Source organism: Formosa sp. S-31 (genome assembly GCF_051172795.1).
In the GTDB taxonomy this organism is placed as follows: Bacteria; Bacteroidota; Bacteroidia; order Flavobacteriales; family Flavobacteriaceae; genus Formosa.
In genome coordinates this window covers 219810-241728 of the sequence record NZ_JAENDK010000009.1, presented here as the reverse complement: position 1 = coordinate 241728, position 21919 = coordinate 219810, and the positions used below count along the sequence as shown (strand labels likewise).

Below are 21919 nucleotides of genomic sequence, written 5' to 3'. Positions count from 1 at the left end.
AAGTTTTTTAGATGCTATTTGCTAGTTCGATAGCTTTGGTTAGGGCGCCCAGTTTGTTGTATACTTCCTGTAATTCGTCTTCCGGTTTAGATTTTGAAACTATTCCTGCTCCGGCCTGCCAGTGCAATTTATGGTCTTTACTTAAAAATGTTCGTATCATGATGGCATGATTAAAGTTACCATCAAAATCCATAAAACCAATGGCACCGCCGTAAAATTCCCTACTGGTTTTTTCGTATTTTTCTATAAGCCGCATGGCCATATGTTTTGGAGCTCCGCTTAAAGTGCCTGCCGGAAAAGTATCGGCTACGACTTGCATGGTTGAGGTGTTTTTGTGTTTTTTACCGGTAACCTTGCTCACCAGGTGAATGACATGAGAGAAAAACTGTACCTCGCGGTAGGTATCTACAGTTACCTCATTACCATGACGGCTTAAATCGTTCCTTGCCAGATCGACCAGCATAACGTGTTCGGCATTTTCTTTGTCGTCTAAAGCCAATTGTTTAGCCAGTTCGGCATCTTTTTCATCGTTTCCGGTGCGCTTAAATGTTCCTGCAATAGGATGAATTTCTGCCTGACCGTCTTTAACTACTAGTTGTGCTTCCGGAGAACTGCCAAAAATTTTAAAGATTCCATAATCGAAATAAAACAGGTAAGGCGAGGGGTTAATACTACGTAAAGCACGATATACATTAAACTCGTCTCCTTTAAATTCCTGAGAGAATTTTTTAGATAACACTAACTGGAATACATCACCCCGTGCACAATGTTGCTTAGCCAGTTCCACATGCTTTTTGTATTCTGCATCTGTTAAATTAGATTTGATATCTTGTTCCACAGAAAACTGATAACTGGCAAACTGATTGGCTTTAATGAGTTGATGGATATCATCAATATTATTTTCGCCATCGTAACAATGTGCAAAAATGTAGGCTTCGTTTTTAAAGTGATTTATTGCAATAATGTTTTGATATACGGCATAATAAATGTCGGGAATATCTAAACCTTTGTCTTTTTTTGAAATGGAAAGGTCTTCAAAATAACGTACCGCATCGTATGCGATATAGCCAAAAACACCATTATTTATAAATTTAAAATCGCTGTTCGAGTCCACTTTAAATCGTTTAGTGAATTCGTGAATGCTTTCCGTAACATTCGTGTTTTGATCGATAATATTTGTGATTGATTCACCATTGGGTAATCGTTGGGTTATATTCTCATGTTGTACTTTAATCGAGGCTATGGGATTAAAACAGATATAGGAAAAACTGTTATCATTGGCGTGGTAATCACTACTCTCTAATAAAATACTGTTAGGAAACTTATCCCGAATTTTTAGATAAACACTTACCGGGGTTATCGTGTCGGCCAGGATTTTTTTGTAATGTGTGGTTAATTTGAATGTTTTCATCTTTTAATTGCAATAAAAAAGGCTTGTCGTGAATGACAAGCCTTGTTTGTATTATGTTTAAAATATACTATAGGTCTAGTTCACGAAGTTTGAGTTTCGAGAGTTCCACCACCAAGTAATATTTAAATTTATTTTCAAAATTGTTATTTATTTGTATCAAATATAGCAATGTATATTTAGTTATCAAATAAAAATATTTAAAAAGTAAAATAAAAATTCCTGCAGCTCAATAGTTTACTATTAAGACTGCAGGAATTAAAGCAATCACACATTGCTATCAAGAATTGAATTAGGGAGTTCTTAGTATTTTAAAGACACGTTTAAATCGAATTCATCGTAAATGGCTTTGTCTTGTAAGTTGTCGAAGAAGCTAGCCGATCCGTATTTAATATCGTATTTAGTTCTGTCTATTTTTAAAGCTGCAGTAGCAGTTCCATCAGCTACATGCATTTTAAATGTAATAGGCTTAGTAATTCCTTTAATAGTTAAGTCACCAGTTACAGTATAATCTGCTCCAGAACCTTCAACTTTCGTGAATTTTAAAGTAGCCGTCGGATATTTTTCAACACCAAAGAAATCGTCTGCTTTTAAATGCCCGTCTAATTTATCTTTCCATTCTCCTTCAAGGTCTTTTGTATTAATGCTTGTCATATCCATAGTAAAGTCACCACCGACTAAGGTTTTCCCACTAAAAGAAAGCGCCCCTTCTTTTAAACTGATAGTACCGTTATGTTCTCCAGTTACTTTGTGACCTACCCAAGTGATTGTACTTTCTTTAACATCAACTTTTTTGTCTTTTAAAGTTGTGAATGAAGCAAAAGCTAAGGCTAATACTAAAACTGCTGCTCTTTTAATTGAATTTTTCATTTGAAATTTAATTTAGGTTTTGTTTTTATTTGAATTAATTATATAGTTGAAAACAATTCGTTTTCAGGTTTTCTTACTTTTTTATAATGTTGTGTCTGGTCTTCTTCTGCTCGGTATCCCAGAGTAATTACCACAGCTGCGTTTAAGTTTTCTTTTTCTAAACCTAAAATTTGATTGTACGCCTTACTGTCGAAACCTTCCATAGGACAGGCATCGATTTTTAAGAATGCAGCGGCTGATAATAAGTTTCCTAAGGCGATGTAGGCCTGTTTTGCTGTCCAGTTGTCTTTTACTTCTGTAGGAAGTGCAACAACATTAGATTTCATCATGTCTGAATATCCCGTTAGATTTTCTTTGGCAATGCCTCGAGTTTCGCTAACATTATCAATATAGTTGTCTACAAGCGATTCATCGGCATCAGTCATATTTGCAAGAACAATCATGTGAGAGGCGTCTGTAATCTGAGATTGATTCCATGAAGCAGCTTTTAGTTGTTCTCTTGTGGCTTTATCTTCCACAATTATAACTTTATAAGGTTGTAAACCGTAAGAAGATGCTGACAACTGAATAGCTTCTTTTAAAATGTTTAAATCCTCTTCGGATATTTTTTTAGTATTGTCGAATTGCTTTACAGCATATCTCCAGTTAAGTTGTTTAATATAAGTATTCATAGTATTGTTGTCTTTACTTTAATTGTATATACAAGTGTTTGAGTTTTAAAAAAATTACGATCTCAGTTTTGTCAATAAAAAATTTAAAGTTTCCATTTCTTCGGCCGATAGGTTAGCGGTAATGTCGGCTTCAGTTTGTTCCAGAACAGGATCTATTTCTTTTAGCAGTTTAAGTCCATCCTGAGTGATGAAAATTTCAACTTTGCGTCTGTTCTTTTCGCAAACAAAACGTTCTACATACCCTTTGGCTATAAGTTTATCGACCAATCGCGTGGTATTACTCATTTTGTTTATCATACGATCCTGAATATCCTGTAAGTTGGCAGGACTTCCTTTTTTACCTCTTAAAATGCGTAATACATTAAATTGTTCGTTAGAAATATCGAAAGATTTTAAAACACAATTTACAATATCTTTTGTCCATATACTGGAGTAATTAATATTGAGAACCGTTTTCCGTTTTAGTGGAATAGGCTTTGTAGATTTTAATATGTCTTCCAATTGTTTCATGTACAATATTTGTATATACAAATGTAGTGGATTTTTTGAATACGCGATACATTTAATTCATATTTTTTTGTTAAAGTTTTTAAATTGACATTTTTGGTTCGTTACATTTATAGTATGAAGCATATATTAATTTTAGTTTTATTGGCAGTAGTATCCTGTAAAGAAGCTCCGAAAGAAAACGTTGTTTTAAATCACCCGAAGGAGGAGATGGGAGAAACTCAAGAAATTGTAAATCCGGAATTGACTATTTATAATTTTAATGAACTTGAGCCGCTATTACATAAAACAGGCGATAAAATTTATGTTGTGAATTTCTGGGCCACCTGGTGTGGACCCTGTGTAAAGGAATTACCTTATTTTGAAGAGCTACCAACAACTTATGGAGATAAAGATGTAGAGGTCCTGTTGGTAAGTTTAGATTTTGTAAACCAATACGAAACTAAGCTTAAACCGTTTATAAGGGAGCATGAAATACAATCGGAAGTTATAGCTTTAAACGATCCTGATGCCAATACCTGGATACCAAAGGTTAATGCAGATTGGTCTGGATCCATACCGGCTACTATAATATATACCAAAGATAAGCGAGAATTTTTTGAGCAATCGTTTACTTATGAAGCATTAGAACACGCTATTAAACAATTTATAAATTAAATATTATGAAAACTCTAAAAACACTTTCTGCAGTCATTATGCTATTAATTATGTCTGCATTTAGCTCAGGTATTAATTCAGGAGGCTATAAGGTTGGCGACATTGCAACCGATTTTAATCTTAAAAACGTAGATGGTAAAATGGTATCCTTAAAGGATTTTAAACATGCTAAAGGATATATTGTTATTTTTACCTGTAATACTTGTCCGTATGCTGTTTCCTATGAAGACAGAATTATAGCTTTAGATAAAAAGTACGCTTCTAAGGGGTATCCTGTAATTGCTATAATGCCAAATAATACAGATATTAAACCAGCTGATAATCTGGATGCGATGAAAGTAAGAGCTAAAGAAAAAGGCTTTACATTTCCGTATGTAATCGATGCCGATCAGTCTATATATCCGCAGTATGGTGCAACTAAAACGCCGCATGTTTTTGTACTTCAGAAAACGAATAAAGGAAATGTAGTAAAATATATAGGAGCTATCGACGATAATTATCAGGATCCTGCAGCAGTAAAAACAAAATATGTAGAAAATGCTGTAGATGCTTTGTTATCTGGTGAGGAAATAAAAGAAACCGAAACAAAAGCTATAGGCTGTACTATTAAGGCTTAGTATTTCTAAAATATTTTATGTTAAAATCCGAAATATCATATTTCGGATTTTTTTTCGTTTATCTCTTAAAGAAATTCTAAATTTGTGCAATAAATGCGAAAATAACATGGCAGATTTAACACAGGAAGAGTGGGCAGACCAACTGGCTAACGATGATAATGCAGTAATTTTGGATGTAAGAACCGATGATGAAGTAGATCAGGGGTATATTCCAAATGCGAAGCATATCGATATTTATTTAGGCGAAGAATTCGTAAAACAGGTTGATGCTCTGGATAAGTCTAAAACCTATTATGTGTATTGCAGATCCGGAATGCGTAGTGCAAAGGCTTGTGCTATTATGAATCAATTAGGATTTGAAAACACTTATAACCTTTTAGGCGGTTTTATGGACTGGGCAGGAGATATTGTTGAGCCATAAGATTTTATCAAATATGAAACCCTTAGTTCTAAATTTAGGAATTGTTCTGGTATTGTTGTGCGGTGTGAGCTGTAAAGACGATACATCTAATACTATAGAGCAGGTTTCTGTGACTGAAATGCAATCGATAATAGCCATGGACGATGTGCAGCTTGTGGATGTCAGACATCCGTCGGAAATTGAAGAACACGGCTATATTCATAATTCACAGAATATCGATTTTAATTCGCCAACATTTAAAGAAGATATTAAAAATCTGGATAAACAACGCCCGGTGGTTTTGTATTGTCACAGTGGAACAAAAAGTTCCAAATGTGCCAAAGAGCTGAGAGCAGCGGGTTTTGTAAAAGTTTACGACCTGCAAGGCGGGATTTCGGAATGGAAACATAAAGGAAACCCCGTTAAATATTTGGTAAATTAATAAATAAAACAAAAAAGTCTGCTTTCGGCAGGCTTTTTTGTTTTATTTACTATAATAGTACTAATGTAGTTTTTAATGTCCCAGTTTATTCTTTACTAAGCCTTCTGCCAAAATTTCAATGGCTCTTTCTATTTTCCTTATTCAGGCGATTTATATGGCTTTAATGTATACTTTATTTTAAAATCAGGTATTCCGGAAATAGTTTAGTGTTACTTCAAAAGACTTTCTCTTAGCCTGTAAATTAGATGTCTATGGCTTTGAATTTTAGTGTTATTAAATAACACTTGGCGCATAAATAATCCAAAATCTTTCAGTTTTCATAAAATTAGAGGCTTCAAAATGTATTATTGTTAAAAATACGTATTGCGTAAGATTTTTATACGTAAAAATATATTTAATTAAGTATAAATACTTAATTTTGATTAAGTAATCGAAAATATACTACGTATATGAAAACAATTATCGTCGTTGGAAATGGAATGGTTGGTTATAAATTTTGTGAAAAATTTGTAGCTAAATTAGTCGGAGAAGCTTATAAACTAATAGTGTTTGGGGAAGAACCCCGACCAGCTTACGATCGTGTACATTTGAGTGAGTTCTTCGAAAATCAAGATGCGAAGGCTTTGGAAATGGCTCCTGCAGAATGGTATAAGGACAATAATATCGATTTAATTGTTGGAGAACGGGTAACCGATATTCATAGGGAAAGTAAAAAAATTACAACGACTAAAGATGTTGATTATTCGTATGATTATCTGGTTTTGGCGACAGGATCATCTGCTTTTGTACCTTCTATTAAAGGGGTAGAGAAAGACGGTGTTTTTGTGTATCGTACCATAGAAGATCTGGAAGCCATGCTGGATTATGCAGCTAAGTTAAAAGCAAGGAATCCGAAGGCCAGAGCAGCAGTTTTAGGAGGTGGACTATTAGGGCTGGAAGCAGGAAAGGCTGTTTTAGATATGGGCTTAGAGCCTCATATAGTAGAATTTGCGCCTAAATTAATGCCAAGACAATTAGATACAAGAAGTAGTCAGGTACTTAAATTAAAGCTAGAGTCTATGGGGCTGAATATTCATTTAAGTAAGGCAACAAATCAGATTCTAGGGAATGGTGCTATTACGGGTATGGAGTTTGGTGAGGATGATGTGCTGGATGTGGAGATGCTTATAATATCGGCTGGAATTCGGCCGCGTGACGAGCTGGGAAAAACCTGTAATTTAGAAATGGGATTTCGTGGCGGTATTGTTGTTAATAATAAGATGCAGACTTCCGATGAGGCTATTTTTGCAATAGGCGAGGTGGCTTTGTATAAGGACATGATTTATGGTTTGGTGGCTCCGGGCTATGATATGGCCGAGGTTGCGGTAAATCAGATTTTAGGAGAATCTGCATTGATGGTTGAGTCTATAGATATGTCTACTAAATTAAAATTAATAGGAGTTGATGTAGCTAGTTTTGGAGAGCCGTTTATGCCTGCTTCTAAGGGGCATTCTGTAATTTTTGAAAATAAAACCCAGCACCTGTACAAAAGAATAAATGTGAGTTTAGACGGAAAGTCACTGTTAGGTGGAATTCTAGTAGGTGATGCTTCCGATTATAACATGTTGCATCAAATATATTTAAACGGAATGACGATTCCGGAAGATCCGTCTCAGTTAATTTTACCAGCCAGCGATGGGGCTTCTTCTTTTGGAAGCGTGCTCGATTTACCGGATAATGCTCAAATTTGTTCTTGTGAAAATGTGTCTAAAGGGACAATTTGTTCTGCTGTATCCGAGGGAGGATGCGAAGGTTTATCAGCAGTAGTATCCTGTACTAAAGCGAGTACGAGTTGTGGCGGTTGTAAGCCTATGGTTACCGATTTGGTAAATGAAACCTTAAAGTCTCTGGGAAAAACAGTTAAAAATGTAATTTGTGAACATTTTGCCTATAGCAGACAGGAGTTATACGGCATTGTAAAAGTTAAAAAATTAAAAACCTTCGATGAGGCTTTAGAAGTTTGTGGTTCTGGCGATGGCTGTGAAATCTGTAAACCTTTGGTTGCTTCTATTTTTGCCAGCCTTTATATGGATACCGCAAATAAAGAAGATGTTATTCAGGATTCCAATGATAAGTTTCTTGCTAATATTCAACGCAATGGTACCTATTCTGTAGTGCCCCGAATTCCGGGAGGAGAAATTACGCCAGATAAACTTATAGTACTTGGTGAAGTAGCCAAGAAATACGATTTATATACTAAAATTACCGGTGGGCAGCGTATCGATTTATTTGGAGCCGAACTAAATGATTTACCTGCCATCTGGAAATTATTAATAGATGCTGGTTTTGAAAGCGGACATGCGTACGGCAAATCATTAAGGACCGTAAAAAGCTGTGTAGGATCGACCTGGTGTCGCTATGGTCTGGATGAAAGTGTAAGTTTCGCAATCGAACTCGAAGAACGCTATAAAGGTCTGCGTTCACCTCATAAAATTAAAGGAGGAGTTTCGGGTTGTATCAGAGAATGTGCAGAGGCAAGAGGTAAAGATTTCGGTGTCATAGCTGTGGAAGGCGGTTGGAATTTGTACGTGTGCGGGAACGGAGGAGCAACACCTAAACACGCCGTGTTACTGGCTGAAAAAATAGATAATAATACTGTTATAAAATATCTGGATCGGTTTTTAATGTATTATATCCAAACAGCGGCGCCTTTAATGCGTACAGCAACCTGGCTGGAGAAGCTTGAAGGCGGTTTGGAACAATTGAAAAAAGTGGTAATAGATGATAGTTTAAGCATAGGAGAAGATCTAGAACGCGAAATGCAAGGTCTTGTAAATGCTTACGAATGCGAATGGAAACAGGTTATTGAAAGTGAAGAAAAGAAAATGCGTTTTAAACATTTTATCAATTCCGATGATTCCGATGATAATCTGGTATTTGTACCTATGCGCGATCAAAAAATGCCTGAACCATGGACGGTTTAATTTTTAACATCTAAAAATACAAAGTCATGAATACAATATTAGAGCGATATGCCAGTGTAAGTACCTCTACAGCTGTTAATGTCTGGTTTCGGGCAGCTGAAGTGAGTAAGTTTCCTGCTAACGGCGGTGTTTGCGTAAAGTATAAGGATAAGCAAATAGCAGTCTATTATTTTAAAAGACGTAATGCCTGGTATGCCTGCCAGAATGTTTGCCCGCACAAACTGGAAATGGTTTTGTCCAGAGGGATGATTGGCGATGAAAAAGGGACTCCGAAAGTAGCATGCCCGTTACATAAAAAAACATTTTCTCTGGAAACAGGTGAAAATCTAAATGGCGATTTGAATGCAATTACTATTTATCCGGTAAAAGTAGAGGACAACTTTGTGTATATCGGATTTTCTGAATAGATTTGAGTATATCTTAACCTAATTAAATCAGCGTGAGTACAAAATTTGAACAGGCTATAGCATTAATCGATGAAAAAAACTCGAAAGATCAAAATCAGGAAATTATAGATGGAGTATCTTATCCGAAGGAGTTAGTGTATTCTCGTCGAATGACAGATTGTTTGTTAAATTTCAAATCCGATGCCTCAGAGGCTCTTCAAATTGCAGCCAGAGCTCAGCATATTTGCCGATGGGAAATCCCGAGAAAAGATTATCCAATGGATAAACCTGGCTATATGAGTTGGAGAAATGAGCTTAAAAAAATGCACGTTGGTTTAGCGGGCGATATTCTGAAACAAGTGGGGTACGACGAAGAATTTATAGCACGTGTTCAGTTTTTAATCAGTAAAAAATCGTTTAAAAAGGACGCCGATTCTCAGACTTTGGAGGATGTAGTGTGTCTGGTTTTTCTTCAGTATTATTTTGAAGATTTCGCTTCAAAACACAGTGATGAAAAGTTGATTGATATAGTTAAAAAAACCTGGAATAAAATGTCTGAAACCGGACATAAAAAAGCACTTGAATTATCATATTCAGACAAGAGTTTAAATCTTATAAAACAAGCTTTAGCTTAATTTTTGCATGAATGGCAACAGTAGTTCTTTAGATAGCAGTACATTTAACAGGCTACGCCGTTTATATATTATTGCTTTAAGTGCTATTGCATTTTCCATTATTGTTAGTCAGTTTATTATCCGTAACTTCTTAAAGGATCAGCAGGACGACTCTACCGTTATAAACGTAGCCGGGCGGCAACGTATGTTGAGTCAGAAATTGAGTAAAGAAGTTTTGTTACTGACTAATACGAGTATCGTATCGGAGCGGAAAGCTCTTAAGGATACTTTAAAATCTACTTTACAACTTTGGCAAACAAGTCATAAAGCTTTATTAGAGGGCGATGCCAGTCTCAACTTATCCGGACGTAACAGTTCGGCTGTACTACTTAAATTTTCAGATCTGGAGCAGCCCTATACGGTTATTTCGGAAGCAGCAAAGTCGTTGATTGGGGTGTTGGATTCTAATCCGGAAGTATCAAAAGAGAAATTATTGCCTTATATGAATAAGGTGATTGCCAACGAACAGCAGTTTCTGATTAAAATGGATGATATTGTAAATCAATACGATTTTGAAACCAATCAGAAAGTAAAATTACTACAGCACTGGGAACTTGCCTTAACGGTATTTACTTTGATTTTATTACTGGCAGAGTTTTTCTTCATATTTAAGCCAACTGCCCGTATGGTCATGCAAATAATAAATAAATTAATGGTGTCTGAGCAAAAGGCCATTAATACCGCTCATGAAGCTGATCGTCTACGGGAAGAAAATGAAAAATCGGTTAAAGAATTACGGGTTTTGAGTCAGGCAATGGACAAGACTTTATTATTTGCCCGAGTGACTTCTGAAGGACATATTTTACACATCGGAAGTAAATTTTCCCGCTTGTTCAATTTTTCCAACTCTTCGAATGGGCAGACGTTTTCAGAAATCTTAAGTCAGGACAAAAAACAGCAGGAATATCTAGAACATTTATTAAAGGCGTATCACAAATCAGGATGGCAAGGTGAAATTAAGGCGGAAACGAAAGCAGGAAATATGCTTTGGCTGGAAATGTATATGGTTCCGGTGCAATTAAAACAGGAACAATTCGAACTTATAATTATAGCTTCAGATATTACAGATAAGAAACAGGCCCAACTGGAAGTGGAAACACTTACTCGCGAAAGTTATGAAGAGCGAATGAATCAGCAGAAAATAATTTCGAGTAAGATTATTGAAAACCAGGAGAAAGAACAAAACAGAATAGCTAAGGATATACATGACGGCATAGGCCAGATGCTTACGGGATTAAAGTATAATCTGGAGAGTATTAATCTGGATAATATTGAAAAGGCGAGCAAAAAAGTAGAAGACCTCAAAGGTTTGGCCGCTAGTATAATTCAGGGGGTGCGGGCTGCTACTTTTAATTTAACACCGCCAGAGTTGAGCGATTATGGTATTGTGCCGGCATTAACTAAGCTTACTCAGGAGCTTTCTAAATTAACCGGGAAAAAAATAGTACTTCATAATACCAGTAATTTTAATAAGCGTTTAGATAATCTCGTAGAAATAAATATTTATCGCATTACGCAGGAAGCCATAAATAATGCTATTAAATATGCAGATTCTACATATATATTAATTACGATTTCTCATAGCGAACATATTTTAAGCGTGGTTATAGACGATGACGGAAAAGGCTTTGATGTAAACCAACCTAAAAATGTAAGAACCGGGGACGGAGGTATGGGAATGACTTTTATGAAAGAACGTATTAATTATATAAACGGACGCCTGTTTTTAAGTTCATCACCAGAAACAGGAACCAGAATTACACTTAATATCCCAATTTAATTACGTGATTTTACTTAAATTTTAATTAATTTGTACTTATATAAAAATAGGTAATATAGTATGATAAATGTTGTTTTAGCCGACGATCATGTTTTAGTTCGTGACGGTATCAAGTCGCTTTTGGAAGATCAGGAAGGGGTTCACGTTATAAATGAAGCTTCAAACGGAAAGGAAGCACTCCAGATTTTAAAGGTATCTGACCCTGATATTCTTATTGTTGATATTCGTATGCCGGAAATGAATGGAATAGAGGTGGTTGCAGCGTTAAAAGAACAAAATCACAAGGTTAAGACTCTTGTGTTGTCTATGCACGATTCCGAAGAGTATGTTTTAAACGCTATAAATGCCGGGGCAGATGGCTATCTGCTAAAAGGGTCGAGTAAAGAAGAGTTCATGAAAGCCTTGAATATGGTGGCTTCAGGGGGGAAATATTTCTCTGGAGATGTGTCTTCAATTATAGTAAATAACCTTAAAGCCAGAGGGACAGAGCCTCCCGTTGTTCAGGATACTTTGGCAGAACAATTTAAGTTAACCAAAAGAGAAAAGCAGATTCTGGCTTTGGTCTTAGACGGAAAAAGTAATAAGGAAATTGCAGAAGATTTAAATGTAAGTAAACGTACCGCAGAAGTACATCGATTTAATCTAATGAAAAAAATGGAGGTTAAGAACTTGATGGAATTAACTAAAATAGCTTCAAAATATAATCTTATTTAAGTTTTTCGCTGAATTTAAGTTAGTTAAAACGTAGTTTTTAATCTGATTTTTTGAATTTTTATTAAAATAATTTTGATTTTTTGTTAAGTACGTAATAGTTGAAATTATACGTAAATTTTTAAGTATTAATTAAGTATTAATACTTAATTTTATGTCGTTAACGTATAATACTGACTATTATGAAAACTGCAAAAGCCACAAAATTAGATCTTTTAAACTTTAAAAGCTTACCCATACGTACATTTTGGATTACGTCTATTGCTTTTTTTCTTTGTTTCTTTTCCTGGTTTGGTATTGTACCATTTATGCCCGATGTTGTTAAAGATCTGGGTTTAACACCTTCTCAAAAATGGAATTCAATAATTCTTGCTGTTTCAGGTACTGTCTTTGCCAGATTGCTTATAGGTAAGTTATGCGATAAATATGGTCCGCGATTATGTTATAGCTGGTTGCTGGTAATAGGAGCAATACCTGTGGTGCTACTTGGGCTGGTACAAACTCCATTTCAGTTTTTAGTGTGTCGCTTCTTTATCGGGTTTATCGGCGCTTCTTTTGTGATTACGCAATATCATACGTCTATAATGTTTGCACCTAATATCGTGGGAACTGCTAATGCTACTTCGGCGGGTTGGGGAAATTTAGGAGGAGGAGCCAACCGCTTAGGAATGCCTTTAATTGCTGCTGCAGTTGTGGGTTTCGGAGTTGCTGAAGCTGAAGCCTGGAGATACGCTATGATTATTGCCGGGGTAGTATGTTTTTTAATGGGACTGGTGTATTACAATTTCACTCAGGATACTTTAGATGGTAATTTTAAGGCTTTAAAGGCCGAAGGTAAATTACCAAAGACTAAAAAAGATGAGGTTGGCTTTTTGGAAGCTATAAAAGATTATCGTGTCTGGATTTTATTTTTTGTGTATGCCGCATGTTTTGGTATTGAGCTTACGGTATACGGTACTATGGATGATTATTTGCAGAATACTTTTCAACTGGAACGTGTTTCGGCAGGAAATATCGTGTTGTCCTTTGCTTTAATGAATATTTTTGCACGTACTTTAGGTGGCTTTTTTGGAGATAAATTCGGGAGTCTTAAAGGATTAAGAGGACGAGTGCTTTTTCTTTCTGTAATCCTGGCTGCCGAAGGTATAATCTTGTCTGTATTTTCATCTGTTAATGGCCTGGTTCTGGGTATTGTATTTCTGGTATTGTTTAGTTTGTCTGTACAAATGGCAGAAGGAGCAACGTTTTCTGTGGTTCCTTTTGTAAACAAAAAGGCGATAGGTTCTATTTCAGGAATTGTAGGTGCTGGTGGTAATGTGGGTGCATTTCTTGCCGCATTATTGCTAAAATCTAAATCGGCAGTTGCTGAAAAATCAGCAATTATCGCCAGTGAAGGCTTGGGGGCTGAGGCAGTAAAATCAGCTCAGGCAGCTGCGGCTTCAGAAGCCGTTTCAAGTGGTTATTTAATTATTGGGTTTATGGTGATAGTGGCCTCTCTGCTAACCTTAGCCATAAAGTTTAAAACTGTGAACGTAGAAGAGGAAGCGTCTGAATTTGAAGCGGAATTTGCTACACAATCTGTTTAAAACAGAAAGGATTATAATCGGCTTTTATTACATTTAATATAAATTATAATAGTGTTTAAAGAATTATGATGCTTCAAAAGGAAATAAAAACAACATGTTCGTACTGTGGCGTAGGTTGTGGAATTGTCGTTAAAAAGGACGAGAATAACAAGGTTTATGTTGAAGGCGATAAGGAGCATCCTGTTAATCGCGGTATGTTATGTTCTAAAGGGATGAATTTACATTATGTAGCCAACGATGTGTCAGACCGCATTTTGTTTCCTAGTATGAGGTGGAGTAAATCGCACCCGTTAGAACGCGTGTCCTGGGATACCGCTTTAGACCGAGCAGCAAAAGTGTTCCAATCCATTATAAAAAAGCATGGTCCGGATAGTGTAGGTTTTTACGTGTCCGGGCAATGTCTAACCGAAGAATATTACATAGCAAACAAACTAACAAAGGGGTTTTTAGGTACTAATAATATAGATACCAATTCCAGATTATGTATGAGTTCTGCGGTTGTAGGATATAAAAAAACTTTTGGTGAAGATTCTGTGCCCATTGCATATGCAGATATTGAATTGGCAGATTGCTTTTTAATAGCGGGCGCAAATCCTGCTTGGTGTCATCCTATACTATTCAGAAGAATAGAGCAGCATAAAGAAAAACATCCTGATGTGAAAATCCTGGTGGTCGATCCGCGCAAGACAGATTCTGCAAATTTTGCCGATTTGCATCTTCAAATTTTACCGGGAACCGATGTAGTACTCTATAATGCTATTGGCAGACGTTTAATAGAACGTGGTTTAATAGATAAATCGTTTATACGAAACCATACCGAAAATTTCGATAAGTATAAAAAACAAGTCTGTTCCACTTCACTTAAAGAAGCTGCAAAAATTTGTGGTATTTCTTTAGATGACATTAAAAAGGCTGCTCAGATTATCGGGCAGTCTAAGTCATTTATCAGTATGTGGGCTATGGGGTTAAACCAGAGTGCGGTTGGTGTTAATAAAAATTATGCTCTACTTAATTTGTCTTTAATCACGGGGCAGATTGGAAAACCGGGATCGGGGCCGTTCTCCTTAACCGGTCAGCCTAATGCCATGGGCGGTCGCGAAGTAGGAGGCATGGCTAATTTACTGGCGGCGCATAAAGATTTGTTTAATGAAACACACAGGCAGGAGGTTGCAGACTTCTGGAAGGTAGATAAGATATCAGATAAAGCCGGCTACACGGCAACAGAAATGTTTGAGGCCTTGGAGTCGGGTAAAATGAAAGCCGTTTGGATAGTATGTACTAACCCTATGGTAAGTATGCCTAATGCCAATAAAATAGAAAAAGCTTTAAAACAGGCTAAGTTTGTCGTGGTCCAGGATATTTCGCATCGATCGGATACTCTGGAACACGCCGATTTAATTCTTCCGGCAGCCGGTTGGTTGGAGAAGGAAGGAACTATGACGAATTCCGAGCGTCGCATTTCGTATTTGCCAAAGGTGATAGAAGCACCGGGAGAAGCCAAACCAGATGTTGAAATTTTGTGTGAGTTTGCTAATAAAATGGGGTTTGAAGGTTTTAATTACACTAATACAGCCGAAATTTATGCTGAATACTGCGCCATGACCAAAGGAACCAATATAGATGTATCTAAATTAACTTACGAGCGCTTAAAACAGGAAGGAACGTTTCAGTGGCCGGTTTCTGGAAACAGTTTTAACGGTACGGCAAGGTTGTTTGAGGATAAGCAATTTTATACGCCTTCAAAAAAAGCAATATTTAATATTCCTGAATTTACAGGTAATGTATCCGATCAGCCTAATGCTACGTATCCTTTAATTTTAACCACTGGACGGGTGAGGGACCAATGGCATACTATGACTAAAACAGGAAAAGTATCCCGATTAAAAACGCATTATAGTAGCCCGGTACTCGAAATAAGCCCTGTAGATGCTTTTATTAATAAATTGAAAGACGGAGATGTTGCGGAAGTGAGTAGTGCTAATGGTGTGGTACGGGTTCGTACTAAGGTTACCGATAGTGTTAAAAATGGTGTTGTTTTTCTGCCAATGCACTGGGGAAAGCAGCTGCAAAGCAGCTTAAACAGGACCAATAATTTAACACATACTATAGTCGATCCGGTATCTAAAGAACCTGATTTTAAATATACCAGGGTATCCGTGTCAAAATTTAAAAAGGTAAAGGAAAAAATAATCGTGGTAGGAGCCGGGGCAGCTGCCTTTCGTTTTATTCAGAATTATAGAGAACATATAGAAACGGATGAGATTGCAGTATTTTCCAAAGAGCATAATCCCTTTTATAATCGGGTGTTATTGCCTGAATACGTTACCGAAGAACTTACTTGGGAACAACTCTTAAAAATAAAGGAGCAGGAGTTAAAGCTCTTAAATATTACAATGCATTCGGGGCGATTTGTTGTTGATATAGACCGTAAGCAAAAATGCGTAATCGATAATGAAGGAAATTCGCATGCTTACGATAAATTAATTCTGGCGACTGGAAGTCGGGCTTTTGTGCCTAACGATGTTAATTTAAATTTACCAGGCCGGTTTACACTGCGTTCTAAAACAGATGCAGATAGATTTAAATCTTATTTAGACGGGACAAATTTAAATGCCGAAGCGCAGCACGTTACTATAGTTGGGGGGGGGCTTTTAGGTCTTGAGCTGGCGGCGGCACTCAAACACAGACAGGTTAAAACCACTATAATTCAGAGGGCTTCCAATTTAATGGAGCGCCAACTGGATGCTATTTCATGTAAATTACTTGCTAAACATGTTCAGGAATTAGGTATACAAATTTATTTCTCAAACGAAGTTAGTACCGTTTTTGATGGCGATGAAAAACATAGTCTGAATATAACTTTAAAAAGTGGAAAAACGTTTAAATCTAATGCTATAGTATATGCCATCGGGACGCGTCCTAATATTGAAATAGCCAAGGCTGGTGGAGTGGATTGCGGACGAGGGATAAAAGTTAACCATCATTTGCAATCTTCCGACCCGGATATTTTTGCCATAGGTGAAATCGCCGAATTTAATAATTCAATTTTAGGAATTACATCGGCAGCAGAAGAACAGGCTGCTATTTTAGCCAATTTTCTTGCGGGAGATATCAGTAGTATGTATAAAGGTTCTGTGGCCATGAATATTCTAAAATTCAGTGATCTTGATTTGTGTAGCCTTGGGGATATTTCAGTTCCGGAAAATGATAATTCTTACGAAGAGATTGTATTTATGGATATGTCTAAACGTTATTATAAAAAGTGTATCGTAAAAGATGATTTGTTAGTGGGAGCTGTATTAATGGGCGATAAAAATGAGTTTGCGGAATTCAAAACCTTAATAGAAAGTAAAGTTGAATTATCGGATAAACGTGATACTTTGTTGCGCGGTAGTTCCAATAATAAACCGGTTTTAGGTAAGCTTATCTGTTCTTGTAGTCAGGTTGGAGAAGGAAATATAAATGAAGCTATAGCAGGAGGCTGTGTTAATTTTACAGAGCTATGTAATCAAACCGGAGCTGGTTTAGGCTGTGGAAGTTGTAAAACAGAAGTTAGGGAGTTGTTGAATAATTATAAAGTATTGGTGTAATGCAGGAATTATCGCGATTAATAATAAAAGGCGGGGTGTTGTCTCCAGGGGAATTAAAATCTATTTGTTTAACAGCTGAAAGTCTGGGCTTAGACTCAGTTTTGTTTGGTTCCCGTCAGGATATATTGTTTCCGGGGCAGGTGAAAACCGAAGCGTTACAGGCGATTGAAAATGTGCAGTTAATACCCTTGCATCAGGGCGGTTCAGAAAATATAGTATCTTCTTATGTCAGCGCTGGTATTTTTTCCAGTACCTCGTGGTTAACCGGAGAAAAGTATTTGTATGTTCTGGAGCAGTTTGGAGTAGATACCCGATTGAAAATTAATATAACAGATCCGAAACAGCGTTTAGTACCCTTGTTTACCGGAAACCTTAATTTTATTGCATCCGAGCATGAAGATTACTGGTATTTGTATGTGAGGCTACCAGATTGGGAACAAACCGAAATGTACCCGGCACTGATTTACAGTTGGGATATGGCTAAAATTCAATTGACTATTGAAGGGTTACTGCTGGAAGAACCAGATGCTGTTGATATGATTTTTGATTTGGTAAATGATACCATTGACGCTAATAACCGAACTATAGATAAACCGCTTCAGGTGCCTTTCTATCCATTTCCGTATTACGAAGGAATGAATCGTATTGGTAACGATAAATATTGGTTGGGACTGTATTGGCGAAATAATCGCTACGATTTAAAGTTTTTAAAAGCCATGTGCGATTTGTGTTCAGATTGTAAAATTGGTAAAATTTCCATTACGCCCTGGAAGTCCTTTATCATTAAAGATATTCCTGGAGAATCAAAATTAATTTGGGAAAAATTCCTGGGAAAATACGGGATTAATGTAAGGCATTCCATGTTGGAATTAAACTGGCATTTGCCGGTTGCTGATGACGAGGCGTTGAAATTAAAAAAATATCTGGTTGCTAATTTCGATCAGAATGATATTAGTACATACGGTTTAACTTTTGCAATTACAGCTTACTCCAAAAAGGCCTATTACTTTACATCGGTTGTTATTGAAAAAAATGAGCGTCCGGAAGGACTTTCCGATTTTAAGATTCGGGACACTTATAATTTGTTGTACGCCAAAAATTTTGACCCTAACACGCGGGACTATATTACACATGTTCAAAATATAGATCAGGTGGAACTGCCAGGATTGCTTATGGAATTAAGTCAGTTGTATTTTGAACAGCTGGGTAATGAAAATGATTCTGTATCTGAAATAAAAAGAGAAGATGAGGTTGTAGATTACGAAGTATATCAGTGTCCGGAGTGCTTAACTGTATATAACGAAGCTTATGGGGATGCAACACAGAATATAGAACCATTTGTGCCTTTTGATGCTTTGCCGGAAACCTATTGCTGTTCGTTATGTGAGGCACCCAAGTATTCTTTTGTAAAAAAGATTTTTAAAAAGCATATTACTCAGGATTAACCACCAATAGTAATCATGCTCCGGTTGTTGTTGTGTAATTCGGGGTTATTTAAGGTTTCAAAATCCGACATACCTGCTCTTATAGCGTGTTTTTTCTTAATTAAACCCTGTATTAAAGGTTCAATATTTTCTCCATTTCTAAAGGCGTGCAACAGATTTGTTTCATTGTTCGAGAATAAACAGTTTTTTATACGTCCGTTTGCTGTTAAACGTATACGGTTGCAGCTGTCGCAGAAAGGATTGCTAACAGAACTAATAATGCCAAATGTGCCTTTAAAACCATTAACCTGATAGTTGCGTGCCGTAAAATGGGCATCGTTTTTTAAAGGAAGAATGTTGGTGTTTCCAAAATATGAGGCTGCTGTCTGTAAAATTTCTTTCTGTGTTACTAACTTGGATTTATTCCAGTTGTTGCCATCGAAAGGCATAAATTCTATAAAGCGAATACTAACAGGAAGCCATTTAGTCAGGTTTATAAAATCGTGAATCTCGTTATCGTTAAAATTTTTAATAAGAACGATATTTAGTTTAACGTTAAAACCTTCTTCAAGTAATTGAATTATGTTTTGGTAAGCTTTTTTAAACTGATCTCTTCTGGTAATATAAACGAATTTATCACGATTTAAACTGTCCAGACTTACGTTGATATCCTGTAAATTACAGGATTTAAAATCTGAGATAAAGCGGTCAGTTAAAACTGCATTTGTTGTAATGGATAACGAAATGTTTAGTGAAGCCAATCGTTTTAAAATTTCTGAAAAATCTTTTCTAACTAAAGGCTCTCCACCTGTTAAACGGATTTTAGTGACGCCGTTTTTTACAAATATACTGGCGATTTTAAATATTTCATCAGCAGTCATAATATCCGATTTTGGTGATAATGGAACACCGTTTTCGGGCATACAATAGGTACATCTTAAATTGCATTTTTCGGTCAGGGAAATTCGTAAGTACGTATGTTTTCTGCCAAAGCTATCGGTTAATATGTTACTGGGTTGTGTCATTTTAATGTTGTTGACCTCTTAATATTTTAAAAACGTGAAGCAGGTGCGGGAATACAGCGTCCATAGATTCTTTGGCGCCATTGGTAGATCCTGGTAAGGCCAGAATTAAACAATTTCCTATGGTTCCGGCAACGCTTCTGGATAACATGGCGTAGGGCATGCGGTCCTGCCCGTAACTACGGATGGCTTCTTCTATACCTGGAATACGACGCTCTAAAATAGGTTCTAAAGCTTCTGGTGTAACATCTCTAAACGATAAGCCCGTACCTCCGGTAAAAATAATAAGGTTGCTGCTTTTACAAAGATGTAAGGCCTGATTTCTTATGTCTTCAATTTCGTCTGGAATAATATTGTAATGTTCTATTTGTACATTATTGGACTCAAGTTTTTCAATTATGGCCTTTCCAGCGAAATCTTCTTTTTTGCCTTGTGATATGGTATCGGAACAGACTATGACGCTGGCTTTTAATCTGGAAATAGTTTTGCTGTTAAAAGAACTTTTGCCTCCTTTTTTTTCAATCAATTTAATGGTCCCTATTTCTATTTGCTTATCTATGGGTTTAAGCATGTCGTACATGGTAAGGGCAACCACAGAAGCACCATGCATTGCTTCAACTTCCACGCCCGTTTTGTAAATGGTTTTTACATTGAAATGGATGGTTATAGTCAGATCCTTTATGGTATAATCTACAGAAGTGAATTCAATAGGTAGAGGGTGGCAATCGGGGATTACGGTATGTGTGTTTTTTACAGCGAAAAGCCCTGCTGTTTTTGCCATTTCAAAGACATTCCCTTTGGGAACGGTATTCCTTTTTAAAGCGTCTATGGTTTCAGGCTTACTTACCTTAACCACAGCGTGGGCTGTTGCTGTACGTAGTGTTTTTATTTTATGGGTTATATCGACCATGGGTTAGTTTATGTTTGTTTTCCACTGGTGGGTACTGTCTTCAAAAATTTCCTTTCCAAAAATAGGGACTTTCTTCTTAACGATATTAACAAGATATTCTGTAGCGGCGTAGACTTCTTTACTGTGTTTTGCTGAAACAAAAACAAAAAAGCAGATTTCTCCCGCATTAATTTTTCCTAAACTATGGTGAATGTGTAGGCAGGTTAAATCGAACGTTTTAAAGGCTTTTTCTCTAATAGCAGCAATTTGTTCTAAGGCCATATCATTATAGGCTGTAAATTCTATAGCGGCTACTTTTTTGTCCTGGACTTCATCGGCGCGAACCTGCCCTAAAAAGATGTTATGTGCTCCTATAGTTTGCTTGCTTTGATGTTTGGCAATAGAGGATGCAATAAATTCCGGAGCAATGGCTCCCTCAATAAATACATTTTGATTTTTCATTTTTTTTACTGGTTTTTAAGATTAATATTTAATAATTACCCGCCTGCAAAAGGAGGTAATAATGCGATTTCGTCGTTGTATTTCAGCTTTTGATCTTTACTGTTCTGAACCAGTTTCTGGTTCAGCGCCACATTAAATGATAAGCTGTTAAACTGATGTTTTGTCTTTATGTCTTCAATAAGTTCGGCTAAGGTTAATTCTTTAAATTCTAAATGTTCCTGCTGGCATTTAGCCTGTTCGGCAAGCATGCCAAAATATTTTATAGTAATCATTAGCTGTCTTGTTTATTCACTAATCCTTCTGTTAATTTATTCAGGGCGTCTACTTTATCCTGAAAGTCACCCTTTATGGTGCTGCGGTATGCGTTTATATTTTGGACAAAATCAGTAATATTGTCAGGAATAACATCTTCCAGAAACTGTCTTAACCTTTTGGCGGTTGTCGGTGATTTTCCATTTGTGGAAATGGCAATTTTTACATGACCTTTGGTTACAATTCCTCCTAAATAGAAATCGCACTGGTCTGGCGTGTCGGCAATATTAACTAATAAATGTCGGGCTTTGGCATCCTTGTTTATTTGAAGATTTACTTCCAGATTATCTGTACAGCCTATAACAATATGTCTGTTTTCTAAATCGGAAACTTCATAGGCTTTTTCTGTGAGTTTTACATTTGGATGTTGTTCAGCCAGTTCTTCCAACGCTTTTAAAAAGTCCAAGGCTATAACTTCTACATTGGCATTTGGACTTGATTTAAGTAAAAAACTTAACTTTTCTAAACCCACATTGCCTCCACCAACGATTAAAACATCTAAGTGGTTTACTTTTAAAAATATCGGATATAATTCGTTTTTGTCCATC

21 protein-coding genes are annotated in these 21919 nt (G+C 36.4%); 12 read left to right on the top strand and 9 right to left on the bottom strand.

What is annotated here, in order from left to right; translation table 11 throughout:
* Positions 1-7: 7 nt before the first annotated feature.
* The 4 genes from I3217_RS14805 to I3217_RS14790 all read right to left on the bottom strand — a co-directional run bounded on the left by I3217_RS14805 (position 8) and on the right by I3217_RS14790 (position 3459).
* The gene (locus I3217_RS14805; RefSeq protein WP_435050554.1) at positions 8-1411 is read right to left on the bottom strand and encodes an anthranilate synthase component I family protein; all 1404 of its coding nucleotides are present in this window, start codon (positions 1409-1411) and stop codon (positions 8-10) included.
* 300 nt (positions 1412-1711) lie between these two features.
* The gene (locus I3217_RS14800) at positions 1712-2278 is read right to left on the bottom strand and encodes a YceI family protein (RefSeq protein WP_435050553.1); all 567 of its coding nucleotides are present in this window, start codon (positions 2276-2278) and stop codon (positions 1712-1714) included.
* Between the two features lie 38 nt (positions 2279-2316).
* Entirely contained in the window at positions 2317-2949 is a 633-nt protein-coding gene (locus I3217_RS14795) for an NAD(P)H-dependent oxidoreductase (RefSeq protein WP_435050552.1), read from the bottom strand.
* A 54-nt stretch (positions 2950-3003) separates the two neighbouring features.
* Positions 3004-3459 (bottom strand): MarR family winged helix-turn-helix transcriptional regulator, encoded by a 456-nt coding sequence (locus tag I3217_RS14790; protein ID WP_435050551.1) that lies wholly within the window; start codon positions 3457-3459, stop codon positions 3004-3006.
* A gap of 114 nt (positions 3460-3573) precedes the next feature.
* Between I3217_RS14790 and I3217_RS14785 the strand changes: the two genes are divergently transcribed.
* The 12 genes from I3217_RS14785 (at position 3574) to I3217_RS14730 (ending at position 18707) form a co-directional block, all read left to right on the top strand.
* Positions 3574-4113 (top strand): TlpA family protein disulfide reductase, encoded by a 540-nt coding sequence (locus I3217_RS14785; protein WP_435050550.1) that lies wholly within the window; start codon positions 3574-3576, stop codon positions 4111-4113.
* A 5-nt stretch (positions 4114-4118) separates the two neighbouring features.
* Positions 4119-4730, top strand: coding sequence for a thioredoxin family protein (locus I3217_RS14780; protein ID WP_435050549.1), 612 nt, complete (start codon positions 4119-4121; stop codon positions 4728-4730).
* A 106-nt stretch (positions 4731-4836) separates the two neighbouring features.
* Complete coding sequence (locus I3217_RS14775; protein WP_435050548.1) at positions 4837-5151, top strand: rhodanese-like domain-containing protein; 315 nt, start codon at positions 4837-4839, stop codon at positions 5149-5151.
* A gap of 13 nt (positions 5152-5164) precedes the next feature.
* Positions 5165-5572, top strand: a complete 408-nt coding sequence (locus tag I3217_RS14770; protein WP_435050547.1) for a rhodanese-like domain-containing protein — start codon at positions 5165-5167, stop codon at positions 5570-5572.
* A 449-nt stretch (positions 5573-6021) separates the two neighbouring features.
* Positions 6022-8535, top strand: a complete 2514-nt coding sequence (gene nirB / locus I3217_RS14765) for a nitrite reductase large subunit NirB (protein ID WP_435050546.1) — start codon at positions 6022-6024, stop codon at positions 8533-8535.
* A gap of 26 nt (positions 8536-8561) precedes the next feature.
* A complete protein-coding gene (gene nirD / locus I3217_RS14760) occupies positions 8562-8942 on the top strand; it encodes a nitrite reductase small subunit NirD (protein WP_435050545.1) in 381 nt (126 codons plus the stop codon).
* 32 nt (positions 8943-8974) lie between these two features.
* Positions 8975-9556 carry a DUF4202 domain-containing protein gene (locus I3217_RS14755; protein ID WP_435050544.1) on the top strand — a complete coding sequence of 194 codons (582 nt, stop codon included), beginning with the start codon at positions 8975-8977 and terminating at the stop codon, positions 9554-9556.
* Positions 9557-9563: 7 nt separating this feature from the next.
* The gene (locus tag I3217_RS14750; RefSeq protein WP_435050543.1) at positions 9564-11375 is read left to right on the top strand and encodes a type IV pili methyl-accepting chemotaxis transducer N-terminal domain-containing protein; all 1812 of its coding nucleotides are present in this window, start codon (positions 9564-9566) and stop codon (positions 11373-11375) included.
* A gap of 60 nt (positions 11376-11435) precedes the next feature.
* Positions 11436-12089: a response regulator gene (locus I3217_RS14745; RefSeq protein ID WP_435050542.1), complete on the top strand. Its 654-nt coding sequence runs from the start codon at positions 11436-11438 to the stop codon at positions 12087-12089.
* A gap of 179 nt (positions 12090-12268) precedes the next feature.
* Positions 12269-13672: an MFS transporter gene (locus I3217_RS14740; protein WP_435050541.1), complete on the top strand. Its 1404-nt coding sequence runs from the start codon at positions 12269-12271 to the stop codon at positions 13670-13672.
* A 68-nt stretch (positions 13673-13740) separates the two neighbouring features.
* Positions 13741-17262: a molybdopterin-dependent oxidoreductase gene (locus I3217_RS14735; RefSeq protein ID WP_435050584.1), complete on the top strand. Its 3522-nt coding sequence runs from the start codon at positions 13741-13743 to the stop codon at positions 17260-17262.
* Complete coding sequence (locus I3217_RS14730) at positions 17262-18707, top strand: rubredoxin (protein WP_435050540.1); 1446 nt, start codon at positions 17262-17264, stop codon at positions 18705-18707. The genes I3217_RS14735 and I3217_RS14730 overlap by 1 nt, the downstream gene beginning before the upstream one ends.
* Here I3217_RS14730 and moaA read toward each other — a convergent pair.
* Genes moaA through I3217_RS14705 form a run of 5 tightly spaced genes read right to left on the bottom strand, consistent with a single transcriptional unit; the run spans position 18704 to position 21918 of the window.
* Positions 18704-19711, bottom strand: a complete 1008-nt coding sequence (gene moaA, locus I3217_RS14725; RefSeq protein WP_435050539.1) for a GTP 3',8-cyclase MoaA — start codon at positions 19709-19711, stop codon at positions 18704-18706. The two genes, I3217_RS14730 and moaA, sit on opposite strands and share 4 nt — an antisense overlap.
* A 1-nt stretch (position 19712) precedes the next feature.
* Complete coding sequence (gene moaCB / locus I3217_RS14720) at positions 19713-20618, bottom strand: bifunctional molybdenum cofactor biosynthesis protein MoaC/MoaB (protein WP_435050538.1); 906 nt, start codon at positions 20616-20618, stop codon at positions 19713-19715.
* Between the two features lie 3 nt (positions 20619-20621).
* Positions 20622-21059, bottom strand: coding sequence for a molybdenum cofactor biosynthesis protein MoaE (locus I3217_RS14715; protein ID WP_435050537.1), 438 nt, complete (start codon positions 21057-21059; stop codon positions 20622-20624).
* A 35-nt stretch (positions 21060-21094) separates the two neighbouring features.
* Positions 21095-21331 carry a MoaD/ThiS family protein gene (locus I3217_RS14710; protein ID WP_435050536.1) on the bottom strand — a complete coding sequence of 79 codons (237 nt, stop codon included), beginning with the start codon at positions 21329-21331 and terminating at the stop codon, positions 21095-21097.
* A complete protein-coding gene (locus I3217_RS14705) occupies positions 21331-21918 on the bottom strand; it encodes a precorrin-2 dehydrogenase/sirohydrochlorin ferrochelatase family protein (RefSeq protein ID WP_435050535.1) in 588 nt (195 codons plus the stop codon). Before I3217_RS14705 ends, I3217_RS14710 begins: the two co-directional genes overlap by 1 nt.
* Between the last annotated feature and the right edge of the window lies 1 nt (position 21919).